Below are 13,195 nucleotides of genomic sequence, written 5' to 3'. Positions count from 1 at the left end.
CGACTCTCCTTATCAACCCGCCAGACTCACGTGGACGTGCGCGTTGCTGCCTGCGCCGCTTTGTACCTGAGCGGTGAACTCACGTAGCCATGCTGCGAGCTGCTGCGGTTCGGCCAGCAGTTGCCAATGCCCGGCATTTGCCTCGCGCCGTTGCAGCGTGGGTGCCCAGTGCTGTAGTTGGTCGAACAGCTGCGGTCGGACGAAGCGGTCGCGGGTCGGCACGATCAGCTGCACCGGCACCTGGGTATGACGCAGGCGTGGCGTGAACAAGCTGCGGATAAAGTTGGCGCGGTACAGCTTGACCCCGTGTACCCCATCGGAGCGCTGGCTGCTGCTAATCGGCACATTGCGCAGCCCTTCGACTTTGTGCAGCAGCTGGGGCCAGGCGCGGTCCAGACCTAAGCGCCAGGTCAGTTCGGGCAGCAGTGGGGTGTGGAACATCGCGATATACCAGGAGCTGAGCAACTGGCCGAGCACCTGCAGCAGCGCGCGCGGAGTCTTCTGCTTGAGCTTGTCGCGCATCCAGTGGCCGACATGGTCCAGGCAAGGCCCGGAGATGCTGGTGTAGGAGGCCAGCAGTGGCTGAATACGCGGCTCGGTGATTGCTTCCCAGGCCTGAATCGAACCCCAGTCATGGGCCACCAGATGCACCGGCTGGTCGGGGCTGAGGGCCTTGATCACCGCCTCCAGATCATTCGCCAGTTTCTCCAGGTGATAGTCCAGGCGCTTGCGTGGAATATCCGAGGCGCCAAAGCCACGCACGTCGTAGGCAATGATCTGGTAATCACCTGCCAATTCGCGTACCAGTGGCAGCCAGATTTCGTGGTTGTCCGGGTAGCCGTGCACCAGCAGCAGAGTTGGGCCGCTCGACTTACCCCAGCGATAGGCCGCCAGCTGCACGCCATCGCCCTGAACCCACAGCTGTTCGGCCTGCAGCTCTTTATATGGCAGCACTGCTGGCGCGTTCATACGAATGTCCGATGCAGAGCGAGCGTTAGTGAGTAGCGCTGGGTGATAAAGGCGAGGTCGATGGGCATGCGGCGTCTCCGGATTGTCATGGCTGACCGTTACATCATTGGATGTCTCGGGCAGTGTTGGACGCTCGGTAGGTATCTGCCTAGCCAACTTTTGGGCTAATAGCAGGGCCTGTTACGGTGTTACTGAGGAGGCTGGAGCCCCTCTGCAATAGGGCTGTGCGCGGGTTGTGCGTTGGCAGCTGAGTCGCTTGGTAAAGCAAGTCCAGCCCTTGGTTGGGGGGATTGCAGGGGCGGCTATGCGAGCAGCAGTAATGCCGCCGCGCCGGCCAGCAAGCCGGCAGCCATCACCGGCAGGGTCATTAGCGCCAGTTTGCGGCCACCGATCAGCGCGACCAGAAAGCCTTTGACCAGGCTGTTGCTTAGCGCTGCGAGAAAGATTCCCTGCACCGCTACCTGAGCATGCAATTCGCCCTTGGCGCTGCGGGCTAGCGACAGGGTGATGGCATCCACATCGGCCAGCCCCGAGAGCAGCGCCACCAGATAAACGCCGACATCGCCCAGCCAGTGTTGCGCGCCTTCGACCATCAATAAAATCAGCGCCAGCAACGCGGCAAAGCGCAGCGCCGGGCCCAGCTCGAAGGGGTTTTTCAGCGGCGGTTCGGCTTGTTCTTCGCTCTCTGTGCCGGCACGGCGGTAGTACAGCAGCGCACCGCCGGCATACACCAGGGTGGCGATGCCCAGCGGCCAGGCCAGCTGCGGCAACAGGCTGGCGTTGACCAGGCCGACTTCCAGCAGCACGCGTGGAAACATCAGCGCCGAGGTGGCAAGCAGGCCGCAGGCGAGGATTGCTTGCAGATTGCGCCCCTGAGCCAGGCGCGCCAGGGTCACGGTCATCGCCGTGGACGACACCACGCCGCCGAGTAGCGCGGTGATCAACAGGCCATGGCGCGTGCCCACTAGACGAATCGCCACATAGGCGGCAAAGCCGATGCTGGCGATCAGCACCACCATCCACCAGATGGCGTAGGGGTTGAAGGCTTGCCACGGGCCGTAACCCTGATTGGGCAGCGCCGGCAGCAACACCAGGGAAATAAACAGCAGCTTCAGTGCGCCGGACACTTCCGCCTCGCTGAGCCGCTGCAGGGCGCCGTGCAGGGATTGCTTGAGGCTTAGCAGCAGTGCCACCGCCACTGCCCCGGCCGCCGCTAGCCCGGCATAACCGGCCATGGCCAGGCTACCGAGCAGAAAGGTGATCAACAGCGCCACTTCGCTTGTCAGGCCCAGATCGCCCAGGCGCTGCAGTTCGCCAAAGTAGGAGGCCACCACCAATAGGGCGAAACCGGTAAAGATCACCGCCCAGGCCACTACGCCGAAGTGTTCACCCAGCAACATGGCAAAGGCGCCGAGCAGGCTGCTCAGGGCGAAGGTGCGAATCCCCGCGACCAGCTGAGTGTCCTCGGTATTGCGTCCCTGCCAGCCGCGTTCGGCGCCAATCAACAGGCCGGCGGCCAAGGCGCTGGCGAAGTTCAGCAGGGTGTCGAGGGCTTCCGGCATGAGCAGATCCTGGGCGGGCAATGCTGGCAGTCTAGCCAGTAGGCGTTGTGCTGTATTGCGGCAGGTCAGCCAGCGGCGTTATTGCTGCGCAAGATTGTTCAAGACGTCGCGATCGGGATGCGCCAGGCTATGCAGCAAAGGAGGGCGCATGAGCCGTTTGCAGCAGTTTCTCTATGGGTGTCGCGACAGCATTCCGATGATTGTCGGGATTCTGCCGTTTGGTCTGATCTATGGCGCGCTGGCTAGCCTGGCTGGGCTGAGCCTGGGGCAGGCGGTAGGCATGTCTCTACTGGTGTATGCCGGCTCGGCGCAGTTTATTGCCATCAGCTTGCTGACGCTTGGTAGCGGCGCAGTGGTGATCTTGCTGACCACGCTGGTGGTCAATTTGCGCCATGTGCTCTACAGCGCGGCGCTGCAACCCTATGTCGGCAGGCTGTCGCAGCGCTGGCGGGTGCCATTGGCGTTCGGCCTGACCGATGAGACCTTTGCTGTGGTGCAGCGCCGTTACCTGGCCCGTGGCATGACCGAGCACGGCCAGTGGTATCACGCCGGTGTGGCGTTGGCGCTGTACCTGTCCTGGGTGTCCAGCTCATTGGTGGGCGCGTTGTTTGGTCAGAGCGTGCCGAACCTGGCGGGCTGGGGGCTGGACTTCGCCATGCTGGCGACCTTTATCGGCATTGTGGTGCCGGCGCTGCGCAATCAGCCGCAGATTGCTGCCGCTCTGGTGGCCGGCGCAGTGGCGCTGCTGTGCCACGCCTGGCCGTACAAGCTGGGGCTGATGGCGGCCGCACTCAGCGGTATTACGGTCGGCGTATGGCTGGAGCGCTGCAAAACACCGTTGGCTGTCGGGGAGGGCGCGTGATGGCTATCTGGCTGCTGATTCTCGGTATGGCGCTGATCACCTTTGCGATTCGCTACAGCCTGTTTGCCTTTCCCGATCTGCGTTTCCCGCCGCTGGTGCGTCAGGGGCTGCATTACGTGCCGACCGCCGTGCTGAGCGCCATCGTGCTGCCGGGCATGCTGATTCCCGATGGCCAGCACTGGGCGTTCAGTCTGGACAATGCCTACCTGTTGGCCGGGCTGGCGACTATTGCCATCGCCGCGCTGACCCGGCACCTGCTGGCCACCATCGGTGGCGGCTTGCTGGTGTTCTTTATAGTGCGTTGGCTATTGGGTCAGTTGCCCCTGTAAGCAGGGTCATTTGCCCCCTGCATTTGTAGAAAATGCAGCAAAAGGCAGGTTTCGCTGTGGCTTTGTGAGGTGTTCTTGCAGTCAAATGCCTGACAACCCGCTTGGCCACTGCAGACAGGTACACGGACGATGACCGAACAATCACAATTCGCATTGCTGGGTAAAAAGCGCTTTTTGCCGTTTTTCCTTACCCAGCTGCTGGGTGCTTTCAACGACAACATCTTCAAGCAATCACTGATTCTCGCCATTCTGTTCAAGATCAGCTCCGGTGCCGACAAGGCTTTGCTGGTCAACCTCTGCGCGCTGCTTTTTATTCTGCCGTTCTTCCTGTTCTCGGCCCTCGGCGGCCAGTTTGGCGAGAAGTTCGCCAAGGACTCGCTGATCCGCAAGATCAAGTTCGCCGAGATCGTGATCATGCTGCTGGGAGCAGTCGGTGTGCTGCTCGGCAATCTGCCAATGATGCTCGCCGTGCTGTTTGCCATGGGCACGCAGTCGGCGCTGTTCGGTCCTGTGAAGTATTCGATCCTGCCGCAGCACCTTGAAGAGCAAGAGCTGGTGGGCGGCAACGCACTGGTGGAAATGGGCACCTTCCTGGCCATTCTTGCCGGCACCATTGGCGCGGGCATCATCATGGCCAGCAGCGGTTATGCGCATATCGTCGCGGCCTGCGTGGTGTTGGTGGCGGTGTTTGGCTACCTGGCCAGTCGCGGCATTCCTGCGGCATCAGCGGCGATGCCGCAGCTCAAGCTGGATTGGAACATCCTGCGTCAGTCCTGGCTGATCATGAAACTCGGCCTGGGCCAGCGTCCGGCCGTGTCGCGCTCGCTGGTGGGCAACTCCTGGTTCTGGTTTCTCGGCGCGGTGTACCTGACGCAGATTCCGGCCTATGCCAAAGAGTGGCTGTACGGCGATGAAAGCGTGGTCACGTTGATTCTCACCGTGTTCTCGGTGGGTATCGCGCTGGGCTCGATGCTCTGCGAGCGTATGAGTGGTCACAAGGTGGAAATCGGCCTGGTACCGTTCGGCTCGATCGGCCTGACCCTGTTCGGCATTCTGCTCTGGTGGTTCTCCGGTGGCTTCCCCGAAGCAGCGGTGGCGCATGACTGGCTGGCGGTGCTGAGCTATGGCCAGGCCTGGTGGATTCTCGGCTCGATTCTCGGCATCGGCCTGTTCGGCGGCTTCTATATCGTGCCGCTGTATGCGCTGATTCAGTCGCGCACGGTGGAGCATGAGCGGGCGCGGGTGATCGCGGCCAACAACATCCTCAATGCGCTGTTTATGGTGCTCTCAGCGATCGTCTCGATCCTGTTTCTCAGCGTTGCTGAACTGTCGATTCCGCAGCTGTTCCTGACCATTTCGCTGATGAACATCGCGGTCAACAGTTACATCTTCAAGATCGTCCCCGAATTCAGCATGCGCTTTATGATCTGGCTGCTCAGCCACTCGATGTACCGGGTTGAGCACAAGGGGTTGGAGACGATTCCTGATGAAGGCGCGGCGGTGCTGGTGTGCAACCACGTGTCGTTTGTCGATGCGCTGTTGATCGGTGGCGCAGTGCGCCGGCCGGTGCGTTTTGTCATGTACTACAAGATTTACAACCTGCCGGTGCTCAACTTCATCTTCCTTACCGCCGGCACCGTGCCGATTGCCGGGCGCAACGAAGACCTGCTGATCTACGACGCCGCGTTCAAGAAAATCGCCGAATACCTGCGCAATGGTGAAGTGGTGTGCATCTTCCCTGAGGGCAAGTTGACCACCGATGGCGAGCTGAATGAGTTCAAGAATGGCATCGAGCGCATCGTCGAAGCCAACCCGGTGCCGGTGATTCCCATGGCGTTGCAGGGCTTGTGGGGCAGCTTTTTCAGTCGTGATCCGCACAAGGGCTTGTTCAAGCGCCTGTGGTCGCGCATCACCCTGGTGGCCGGTACGCCGGTAGCGCCCGAGTTGGTCAAGCGCGAGTTGCTGCAGGCCCAGGTGGCTGAGTTGCGGGGTGAGCGGCGTTAAACCGCAGAGATGAAAAAGCCCGCCAATTGGCGGGCTTTTTTGTGCAGCTTGAGCGGCTTAGTGGCTGAGTTTTAGCCCGATCAGGCCGCAGACGATCAGCGCCACGCTGGCGATACGCAGCAGCGTCACGGCCTCGCCAAACAGCATGATCCCGGCAATCACCGTACCCACTGCGCCGACACCGGTCCAGATTGCATAGGCGGTGCCCAGGGGCAATTCCTTCATGGCCAGGCCAAGCAATGCCAGGCTGACGATGATCGCCGCAACAGTCAGGAGAGTGGGGAGAGGACGGGTAAAGCCGTCGGTGTATTTCAGGCCAACAGCCCAGCCTACTTCGAACAGGCCGGCCAGCAGCAGAATGAACCAGGACATACAAACCTCCAAAAACAAATAGAGGGGCCGTCCCGTGGTGATCACTCGCAGAGTGGTGAGGTCGTCCTCACGCTGTGCAGTATTTTGCACATTGGCAGGGGTAGGGCAAGCCGCAGAGGACCAGTGGTCTGTTTCTCTGGTTCCTCTACGGCCGTGCAGCGGCTTAGATCCCCTGCGGAATCTCTTCGCCGCCCAGGGCTTCGAACAGCGCAGGGAGGAAGTCCACCAGGGTCAGCATCATCAGGGTGAAGCTGGCGTCCTGCTGGCCGAGGTCGTCGTCGCCGCCGTCCTGTTCGGCCTGATCCTGCAGCAGGTCTTCAAAGCGCAGGCGCTTGACCACCAGCTTGTCGTCCAGCATGAAGGACAGCTTGTCCTGCCAGGCCAGGGACAGCTGAGTAACCTGCTTGCCCGAGCTCATGTGCAGCTGGATTTCGTCGCTGGTCAGGTCCTGGCGCTTGCAGCGCACCACGCCGCCATCTTCATGGGTGTCACGCAGTTCGCACTCGTCCAGCACGTGGAAATCTGGCGCGGCTTGCTGCACCTTGACCCAATCGGTGAGGGTGGCGCTTGGCGCGATCTTCACGGTCAGTGGGCGCACCGGCAGCGAGCCGATGGCTTCGCGCAGGGTCGACAGCAGGTCTTCGGCGCGCTTGGCGCTGGCTGAGTCGACCAGAATCAGCCCTTGTTTTGGCGCGATGGCGGCGAAGGTAGCGGATTTGCGGATAAAGGCGCGTGGCAGGAAGGTCTGCACGATGTCGTCCTTGAGCTGGTCGCGCTCCTTCTTGTAGACCTTGCGCATCTGCTCGGCTTCGATTTCGTCGACTTTGTCCTTCAGCGCATCGCGCACCACGCTGCCCGGCAGGATGCGTTCTTCCTTGCGTGCGGCGATCAGCAGGAAATCACCACTGACGTGTACCAGCGGTGCATCGCCACCTTTGCCGAAGGGCGCGATAAAACCGTAGGTGCTGAGTTCCTGACTGGCGCACGAGCGGGCCGGTTTGGCTGAGAGGGCCGTTTCGAGCGCCTCGGCATCAAACGGGATGTCCTGGGTGAGGCGATAAACCAGCAGGTTACGGAACCACATAAGAGGGTGTATCTCCATTAACAGACCCGCCGGCAGCGGCAGGTATCACAAGTCGTCAGTACCCTATGTGGGTGCTGTTTCAGGTTGGTCGAAGCGGTATGACCCGTTGGGCAACCTGTGCGTTGCATTCGGGGCGCATTATTCCCCCGAGCGGTGCCTGAGGCCAAGTCTGCGCTAAGCCTTTGCTGCATCAATAAAAAATTTTAAAAACAGTGCTTGCCAAGGTGTCGATGGCTCTCTAGAATGCGCCCCACTTCGAGAGTGAAGGGTGATTAGCTCAGCTGGGAGAGCATCTGCCTTACAAGCAGAGGGTCGGCGGTTCGATCCCGTCATCACCCACCAACTCGCTTTTTGAAGTTACGCGCAGCGGTAGTTCAGTCGGTTAGAATACCGGCCTGTCACGCCGGGGGTCGCGGGTTCGAGTCCCGTCCGCTGCGCCATTTTTCTCCTCGCTTCATCCCCTCTGTGACATATCGCAACGCCTCGCAAAACCCTTTCTGAATTATCAGCTAAACATCTGAACTTATACGCATTTTCTGTCTCCTAACACGGTAGCCAGTGATCGCGGCAGCCTGCTAAGCTCGCGCTTTCACACCATTAGCCCTAGGGCGCACCGGACAAGGAACAAGCATGAAACAGCATCGTTTAGCAGCGGCGGTCGCCCTGGTAGGTTTGGTTCTCGCAGGTTGCGATTCGCAAACCAGCGAAATCACCCTGGAAACCCCAGCACAGAAAGCGTCCTATGGTATCGGCCTGAACATGGGCAAAAGCCTGGCTCAGGAAGGCATGGATGACCTGGATTCCAACGCCGTTGCACAAGGCATCGAAGACGCCATTGGCAAGAAAGAACAACGCCTGAAAGACGAAGAGCTGATCGAAGCCTTTGCCTTCCTGCAAAAACGTGCCGAAGAGCGCATGGTTACTCTGAATGAAGAGTCGGCCAAAGCCGGCAAGAAGTTCCTGGAAGACAACGCCAAGCGTGAAGGCGTGACCACCACCGCTTCCGGCCTGCAGTACGAAGTTGTGAAGAAGGCCGACGGCCCTCAGCCGAAAGCCACCGACGTGGTGACTGTTCATTACGAAGGCAAGCTGACCGATGGCAGCGTGTTCGACAGCTCGGTTGAGCGTGGCAGCCCGATTGATCTGCCAGTTAACGGCGTGATCCCAGGTTGGGTTGAAGGTTTGCAGCTGATGCACGTTGGCGAGAAGTACAAACTCTACATCCCAAGCGAGCTGGCGTACGGCGAGCAGAGCCCGACTCCGGCGATTCCAGCCAATTCGGTGCTGGTGTTTGATCTGGAGCTGATTGCGATCAAAGACGCAGCCACTCAAGAGTAATTTCTAGCGTTTTCCGCAGCGCCCCGTCTCGACGGGGCGTTGTCGTTTCTGCTGGTCACAATCTGCACTTTTCGCTTGACGGGAGGGTCTTAAAGGACGTGTGTAGGCGGTGTGGTGTTACGGTTATGCACATTTCCCAGATTGGCCGTGACGGGTTATGGTAACTCTCTTGAAGAAACCCTTTGCCATTTTTAACTTATTGATTTATATGATTTTTTACTGTGTGGGCAAAAAATGTCCGATCTGTGGCGAGGCCGCATGGGCTGGGCGTTTGCCAGGGTTATCGAGAAACTGTTCACAAGGTTATCCACAGCTTTAGTGGATAACCATGGCCAGCCCAGCGGACACGCGGGGTTGCCGGGAGAGGGCGATGAAAGCACCGAAAAATTTCGCGCGTTACCAGTTTTTGGCAAAGCGTTTCCTCAAGGCCGGACGGTTACCGACGTTGCTGTTATCGGTCGCTCGAAAGCGTGAAAAACTCGGCAATGGCTTTGCTGGATTGGCCGATCAGCTGAAGCAGTTGCAGGCGCTTTGCCTGGCCTGGTGGCGTGGTGAATATCGGGCAATCGATTCCCGGGCGTTACTGGCGGTGGTGGCGGCGTTGCTGTACTTCGTTACGCCGCTGGATGCCATCCCTGACTGGTTACTGGGATTCGGCCTGGTCGATGACCTGGCTGTGCTGGCCTGGGTGTTACGTACCTGGCAGGAAGAGCTTGCGGCGTTTCAGCAGTGGCGAGCGGATCAGGCTCCAGAGGTGCTGCTGGCAGTCGAACGTTTGCCCGATGTGGATGAGTCGCTTACGCCACTACAGGGGCGCGTGGAGTAGCGCGGGCAGTCTCAGATGTCGTTGAACATCTGCTCGATCAGGCCCTGGTCGCGTAATTGCTGCAGCGTTTTGTCCAGTAGTTCGGCGCTCACCGGCAGTTGCGGGCTGAATGTGCAGTGCATGTCGTAGCGATCGATTACCCAGGGATTGATCTGCAGTGGTGCATCCGCACGCTTGGCCAGTTGGAAGTCCAGTGGCCGGCGCATGTCGATGATCGCATCCAGACGCTGTTTGCGTAGCAGGTTGAGCCCGGCGCTGTGGTCGCGCAGATCCTGACGAATGATCTGTCGCTTGGCGAAGGCTTCCATCAGTTCGCTTTTGTAGACATAGCCCAGTTGAGTGCCGAGAGTTTTGCCGTGGAGTTCGTGCAGGCTGTTGATCGGGGCATGCTGGCGGTGCAGTAGCAGCACGTCCTCTTCGCTGTAGAGCGGGGCGGACCAGTGATAACGCTCGGGTTTGTCGATCCATTGCGGGTTGCTGTTGCAGATCACATGGATGCGGCCGCGCTGCATAAATTCATCGATGCGCTTGTTCGGGGTTTCGACAAATTCAGCTTGAAAACCCAGTTGCTGGCTGGCCAGCTGGCCTAGTTTGTAGATAACGCCACCGCGTAATTGCTGCTCGTGCACATCGACATAGGGCATGCCGTCAGCCGTGGCGAAGCCCCAGCGCAACTCATCTGCGCAGGCCCAGCCGCTGCAGCCAATTAACAGCATTGTTATCAGTGTGCGCAAAGCCTGCCCCCAACTGCCGCTTGATAACCTTGAGGCAGTATAGATCACGCTCTTTATCGTGCCGGGCTGTTAAGATGGCCGCCTGTTCTGGAGTTGCTGAGAGTGATGGAAATGCTCTGCATGGAGATTTACAGATGAATGTGCAAGTGATCGAGCGCGATGGTCAGCCGGAGTATGCGGTGCTGCCCTGGTCGCAGTATCAGGCATTACTGCAAGCAGCCGGGCGTGTGCCTGAGGTTGCCGCCGTGGTGGTTGAGGCCGGCAAGCCAGCCTTGAGCCAATTGGCGGCACTGCGCGAGGCCAAAGGCATGAGTGCCGAGCAGCTGGCGCGCAATGTCGGCATCAGCCCGCATTATCTGGGTATGATCGAGAGCGGCGAACGCCAGCCGGACGCCGCCATCCAGCGCGCACTGGCCTGGCATCTTGGGGTTGATGGTTGGGAGGCGCAGCCTTGAGCGTAAGCATCAGTCGGCAACATTGGCAGGCGTTGCTCGGTGAGCTTGAAGATGCCCAGCGTCAACGTCATCTGTTGACCTACCGCGCGTTGATCGAGCGTCTGGCCTTGCCTAGCCCTGCCATGCAGACGTTAGCCGCCGCGCTGGAGCACCTGGCCGCGCTGGATGCGCGTGCCGAGCGCCCGCTGCGCAGTGCGCTTGTAATCAGCCAGGGTGCCAGCCGTTTGCCGCGTACCGGTTTCTTCGAGTGCGTCAGCCGATTGGGCCGCTTTAGCGGTGCATCGGACGGCATCGCCGCCGCGTCCTGGCATGCCGCCGAAGTGGCCCGCGTGTTTGAGTTCAGCTACCCGGAAGACGCCTGATGTTCGGCGCGCTTCGTGCGCGTATTGGCTACCTGCTGGCGCGCCGCCTGTTCCACTGGGCATGGCTGGTCAAGCAACCACGTGCCTGGCGCTGGCTGGAAGGGCAGTTCGCCCGCATGACCAATCTGGGTGATACCCAGGCGCAAAGCTTCTACGGGCATATCCTGCTGTTTCGCGGTCAGGGTCTGGGGGCACGCAACGAAGGTCGGCGTTTGCTCGGTTTAGCGGCCAAGGCCGGCGATGCCAAGGCCGCTTACCAGCTCGGTGTTCTGAGTCTTTCCGGCGATACCCAGCATGCGGCAGATGCGCAGCAGGCCATCGATTGGTGGACGCTGGCCGCACAGGCAGGCCACCCGGCTGCGGCCTATCGCTTGGCTGAGTTGTACCGCAGCGGCGCTGCGGGCGTTGCCGCTGATGCGGTGCAGGCCGAGCACTTCTCTGCGCTGTCCAATCGCCTGAGTGGCCTCTGATTCAGGCTTTTGCGATCAGGCCGCCGTATCAGCCTGGGTGTCGATGATATGCAGGCTGTAACCCGGCACCGCCTTGGCGTGGCGTTTGGCCTCTGAGGCCAGGGCTGCCAGTTGGCTAGCATCCAGTTGTGCGCACTGCTCGGGATGCACATGCACCACACCCAAAGATAACGACAGCAGTGCGTATTCCTGACGTTTGCCGTTGCGGTCATGGGCTACAAAGCAGCCCGCGTGTAGATCTTCTTCGCGGTAGAAACGTCGACACTGGCTCTGGAAGTCTTCCAGCAGGCGATTAAGCCGCGCGCGCCAGTCCTGCGAACCGAGCACCAGCAGAAAGTCATCGCCGCCGATATGGCCAACAAAATCCCGCGTTGGGTCGACCCGGTCATTCAGGCACTGCGCCAGGCTGAGCAGCACTTCATCGCCTCTGGCGTAGCCGTAGATGTCGTTGAACGGCTTAAAGTTGTCGATATCCACATAACACACCACCGCTTCACGGCCCTGCTGCAACAGGCGAGTCAGGCATTGCTGGATTGGCACATTGCCTGGCAGCAGGGTCAGCGGATTGGCGTAGCGGGCCTGCTGGATCTTCAGTTCGGTGATTAGCTTGAGCACGTCGATTACCCGGCCGAGCCCGATATAGCAGCCGTCTTCAATGATGATGAAATCTTCTTCGATACGCTGGCGGGCGCGGCTGGTGAGCAGGCGGCTGACCTGTTGCAGCGACTGACTGGATTCCACTGCCAGGTAGTCATCACTCATCAGGCGGCTGATGGGTTTGCGGGAGAAAAGCTCGTTGGCAAACGGTTTGAGCAGGGCTTCGGCCAGCGAGTGGCGATGGACGATGCCTGCGGGTTGCTGCGCCTCGTTGAGTACCGCCAGCGAGTTCAGGTTGGCCTGGGCGCGGAACATTTCCAGCACTTCGCTGGTTGGAGTGCTCAGGGGTACTGCACGTTGCGGGTTGAGCAGGCCGCGCAGGTCGCTGACGTCCTCGCTCAACGGGCTGCTGGAGGCGGTGCTGGGCAGCAGATTGGTGGCATCACGCGGCGGTTGCTCCTGCGGGCGGCAGAGCAGGTAGCCCTGGATCAGGTCGACGCCCATTTCCGCGAGCACAGCGAGTTCTTCAGGCAGTTCGATACCTTCGGCGATCACCTGGGCGCGGGAGGCTTTGGCCATTTTCAGTATGGAGCCGACGAACTCGCGCTTGACCGCGTCCTGATGAATGCCGTCGATAAAGTGGCGGTCGATCTTCACGTAATCCGGACGCAGTTCCGACCACAGGCGCAGGCTCGAATAGCCCGCACCGAGGTCATCCAGGGCGATGGAAAAGCCCATGGCGCGGTAGTGGTGCAGGGCGGTGTCGAGCAGGGCGAAGTCATCGGTGGGCGATTGCTCGGTCAGCTCGATCACCACCTGGCTTGGTGGAATACCTAGGGCTTGTAGCAGCTGCAGGGTGCGCCCCGGTTGATGTTTGGGTTCCATCAGTGAGTCTGGCGAGACGTTGAGGAACAGCTTGCCATCGAGCTTGAGCTGACTGAAACGCTGGCAGGCATTCTTGCGGCAGAGCAGCTCCAGCTCACTCAGGCGGCCCGCGCTGCGCGCCACGGCAAACAGGTTGATCGGCGAGTGCAGGGCGCTGTTGGACGGGCCGCGGCTGAGGGCTTCGTAACCGAGAATGCGCCGCTCGGAGAGCGAGAAAATTGGTTGAAACAGGCTGTGCAGGTCGCCATTGGCGAGGATGGTGTCCAACGCGCTGAACTGCTCGGTGACGATCATGGCGGCTCTCTGTGCATAAAAAACGGGGACTGGCATTGCTACCAGTCCCCGC

Annotated in this window: 14 protein-coding genes and 2 tRNA genes; 10 read left to right on the top strand and 6 right to left on the bottom strand. The window is 60.3% G+C overall.

Annotated features, from left to right (window positions below; all coding sequences use genetic code 11):
- Nucleotides 1-12: 12 nt before the first annotated feature.
- Complete coding sequence (locus ACQ4LH_RS17975; protein ID WP_430698464.1) at nucleotides 13-969, bottom strand: alpha/beta fold hydrolase; 957 nt, start codon at nucleotides 967-969, stop codon at nucleotides 13-15.
- Nucleotides 970-1,271: 302 nt separating this feature from the next.
- Entirely contained in the window at nucleotides 1,272-2,531 is a 1,260-nt protein-coding gene (locus ACQ4LH_RS17970) for an MgtC/SapB family protein (protein WP_430698463.1), read from the bottom strand.
- A gap of 148 nt (nucleotides 2,532-2,679) precedes the next feature.
- On the opposite strand from ACQ4LH_RS17970, the gene ACQ4LH_RS17965 reads away from it, so the two are divergent.
- The 3 genes from ACQ4LH_RS17965 (at nucleotide 2,680) to ACQ4LH_RS17955 (ending at nucleotide 5,726) form a co-directional block, all read left to right on the top strand.
- Entirely contained in the window at nucleotides 2,680-3,393 is a 714-nt protein-coding gene (locus ACQ4LH_RS17965; RefSeq protein WP_430698462.1) for an AzlC family ABC transporter permease, read from the top strand.
- The gene (locus tag ACQ4LH_RS17960; RefSeq protein ID WP_160015060.1) at nucleotides 3,393-3,722 is read left to right on the top strand and encodes an AzlD domain-containing protein; all 330 of its coding nucleotides are present in this window, start codon (nucleotides 3,393-3,395) and stop codon (nucleotides 3,720-3,722) included. Before ACQ4LH_RS17965 ends, ACQ4LH_RS17960 begins: the two co-directional genes overlap by 1 nt.
- A gap of 129 nt (nucleotides 3,723-3,851) precedes the next feature.
- A complete protein-coding gene (locus ACQ4LH_RS17955) occupies nucleotides 3,852-5,726 on the top strand; it encodes an MFS transporter (RefSeq protein WP_430698461.1) in 1,875 nt (624 codons plus the stop codon).
- A gap of 57 nt (nucleotides 5,727-5,783) precedes the next feature.
- Here the strand turns inward: ACQ4LH_RS17955 and sugE are convergent, their stop codons facing one another.
- Nucleotides 5,784-6,098: a quaternary ammonium compound efflux SMR transporter SugE gene (gene sugE, locus ACQ4LH_RS17950; RefSeq protein ID WP_090387039.1), complete on the bottom strand. Its 315-nt coding sequence runs from the start codon at nucleotides 6,096-6,098 to the stop codon at nucleotides 5,784-5,786.
- Nucleotides 6,099-6,261: 163 nt separating this feature from the next.
- On the bottom strand, nucleotides 6,262-7,182 hold the full coding sequence (gene rdgC / locus ACQ4LH_RS17945; protein WP_090252960.1) for a recombination-associated protein RdgC: 921 nt from the start codon (nucleotides 7,180-7,182) through the stop codon (nucleotides 6,262-6,264).
- Between the two features lie 266 nt (nucleotides 7,183-7,448).
- On the opposite strand from rdgC, the gene ACQ4LH_RS17940 reads away from it, so the two are divergent.
- The 4 genes from ACQ4LH_RS17940 to ACQ4LH_RS17925 all read left to right on the top strand — a co-directional run bounded on the left by ACQ4LH_RS17940 (nucleotide 7,449) and on the right by ACQ4LH_RS17925 (nucleotide 9,346).
- A tRNA-Val gene (locus ACQ4LH_RS17940) sits at nucleotides 7,449-7,524 on the top strand.
- Between the two features lie 21 nt (nucleotides 7,525-7,545).
- Nucleotides 7,546-7,622: transfer RNA gene (locus tag ACQ4LH_RS17935), tRNA-Asp, on the top strand.
- Between the two features lie 190 nt (nucleotides 7,623-7,812).
- Nucleotides 7,813-8,520, top strand: a complete 708-nt coding sequence (locus tag ACQ4LH_RS17930; RefSeq protein WP_430698460.1) for an FKBP-type peptidyl-prolyl cis-trans isomerase — start codon at nucleotides 7,813-7,815, stop codon at nucleotides 8,518-8,520.
- 370 nt (nucleotides 8,521-8,890) lie between these two features.
- The gene (locus tag ACQ4LH_RS17925; RefSeq protein WP_430698458.1) at nucleotides 8,891-9,346 is read left to right on the top strand and encodes a YkvA family protein; all 456 of its coding nucleotides are present in this window, start codon (nucleotides 8,891-8,893) and stop codon (nucleotides 9,344-9,346) included.
- Between the two features lie 11 nt (nucleotides 9,347-9,357).
- On the opposite strand, the gene ACQ4LH_RS17920 is transcribed toward ACQ4LH_RS17925, so the two are convergent.
- The gene (locus ACQ4LH_RS17920) at nucleotides 9,358-10,062 is read right to left on the bottom strand and encodes a substrate-binding periplasmic protein (RefSeq protein ID WP_430698457.1); all 705 of its coding nucleotides are present in this window, start codon (nucleotides 10,060-10,062) and stop codon (nucleotides 9,358-9,360) included.
- 152 nt (nucleotides 10,063-10,214) lie between these two features.
- Between ACQ4LH_RS17920 and ACQ4LH_RS17915 the strand changes: the two genes are divergently transcribed.
- Genes ACQ4LH_RS17915 through ACQ4LH_RS17905 form a run of 3 tightly spaced genes read left to right on the top strand, consistent with a single transcriptional unit; the run spans nucleotide 10,215 to nucleotide 11,367 of the window.
- Nucleotides 10,215-10,535, top strand: coding sequence for a helix-turn-helix domain-containing protein (locus ACQ4LH_RS17915; RefSeq protein ID WP_430698456.1), 321 nt, complete (start codon nucleotides 10,215-10,217; stop codon nucleotides 10,533-10,535).
- Entirely contained in the window at nucleotides 10,532-10,897 is a 366-nt protein-coding gene (locus tag ACQ4LH_RS17910) for a hypothetical protein (RefSeq protein WP_160015055.1), read from the top strand. The genes ACQ4LH_RS17915 and ACQ4LH_RS17910 overlap by 4 nt, the downstream gene beginning before the upstream one ends.
- Entirely contained in the window at nucleotides 10,897-11,367 is a 471-nt protein-coding gene (locus tag ACQ4LH_RS17905) for a sel1 repeat family protein (protein WP_430698455.1), read from the top strand. The genes ACQ4LH_RS17910 and ACQ4LH_RS17905 overlap by 1 nt, the downstream gene beginning before the upstream one ends.
- A 15-nt stretch (nucleotides 11,368-11,382) precedes the next feature.
- Here the strand turns inward: ACQ4LH_RS17905 and ACQ4LH_RS17900 are convergent, their stop codons facing one another.
- On the bottom strand, nucleotides 11,383-13,143 hold the full coding sequence (locus ACQ4LH_RS17900) for a bifunctional diguanylate cyclase/phosphodiesterase (protein ID WP_430698454.1): 1,761 nt from the start codon (nucleotides 13,141-13,143) through the stop codon (nucleotides 11,383-11,385).
- Nucleotides 13,144-13,195: the final 52 nt, after the last annotated feature.

Source organism: Pseudomonas peli (genome assembly GCF_050563605.1).
In the GTDB taxonomy this organism is placed as follows: Bacteria; Pseudomonadota; Gammaproteobacteria; order Pseudomonadales; family Pseudomonadaceae; genus Aquipseudomonas; species Aquipseudomonas peli_A.
The sequence above is the reverse complement of the archived record's forward strand: the minus strand, read 5'-3'. Positions and strand labels throughout refer to the sequence as shown.

What these genes read in the sequence shown, in the direction of transcription:
- ACQ4LH_RS17915 (WP_430698456.1), top strand. Translation starts at nt 10,215, where the DNA reads ATGAATGTGCAAGTGATCGAGCGCGATGGTCAGCCGGAGTATGCGGTG.
- ACQ4LH_RS17905 (WP_430698455.1), top strand. Translation starts at nt 10,897, where the DNA reads ATGTTCGGCGCGCTTCGTGCGCGTATTGGCTACCTGCTGGCGCGCCGC.
- rdgC (WP_090252960.1), bottom strand. Translation starts at nt 7,182, where the DNA reads ATGTGGTTCCGTAACCTGCTGGTTTATCGCCTCACCCAGGACATCCCG.
- ACQ4LH_RS17955 (WP_430698461.1), top strand. Translation starts at nt 3,852, where the DNA reads ATGACCGAACAATCACAATTCGCATTGCTGGGTAAAAAGCGCTTTTTG.
- ACQ4LH_RS17965 (WP_430698462.1), top strand. Translation starts at nt 2,680, where the DNA reads ATGAGCCGTTTGCAGCAGTTTCTCTATGGGTGTCGCGACAGCATTCCG.
- ACQ4LH_RS17920 (WP_430698457.1), bottom strand. Translation starts at nt 10,062, where the DNA reads ATGCTGTTAATTGGCTGCAGCGGCTGGGCCTGCGCAGATGAGTTGCGC.
- sugE (WP_090387039.1), bottom strand. Translation starts at nt 6,098, where the DNA reads ATGTCCTGGTTCATTCTGCTGCTGGCCGGCCTGTTCGAAGTAGGCTGG.
- ACQ4LH_RS17970 (WP_430698463.1), bottom strand. Translation starts at nt 2,531, where the DNA reads ATGCCGGAAGCCCTCGACACCCTGCTGAACTTCGCCAGCGCCTTGGCC.
- ACQ4LH_RS17975 (WP_430698464.1), bottom strand. Translation starts at nt 969, where the DNA reads ATGAACGCGCCAGCAGTGCTGCCATATAAAGAGCTGCAGGCCGAACAG.
- ACQ4LH_RS17960 (WP_160015060.1), top strand. Translation starts at nt 3,393, where the DNA reads ATGGCTATCTGGCTGCTGATTCTCGGTATGGCGCTGATCACCTTTGCG.
- ACQ4LH_RS17925 (WP_430698458.1), top strand. Translation starts at nt 8,891, where the DNA reads ATGAAAGCACCGAAAAATTTCGCGCGTTACCAGTTTTTGGCAAAGCGT.
- ACQ4LH_RS17930 (WP_430698460.1), top strand. Translation starts at nt 7,813, where the DNA reads ATGAAACAGCATCGTTTAGCAGCGGCGGTCGCCCTGGTAGGTTTGGTT.
- ACQ4LH_RS17900 (WP_430698454.1), bottom strand. Translation starts at nt 13,143, where the DNA reads ATGATCGTCACCGAGCAGTTCAGCGCGTTGGACACCATCCTCGCCAAT.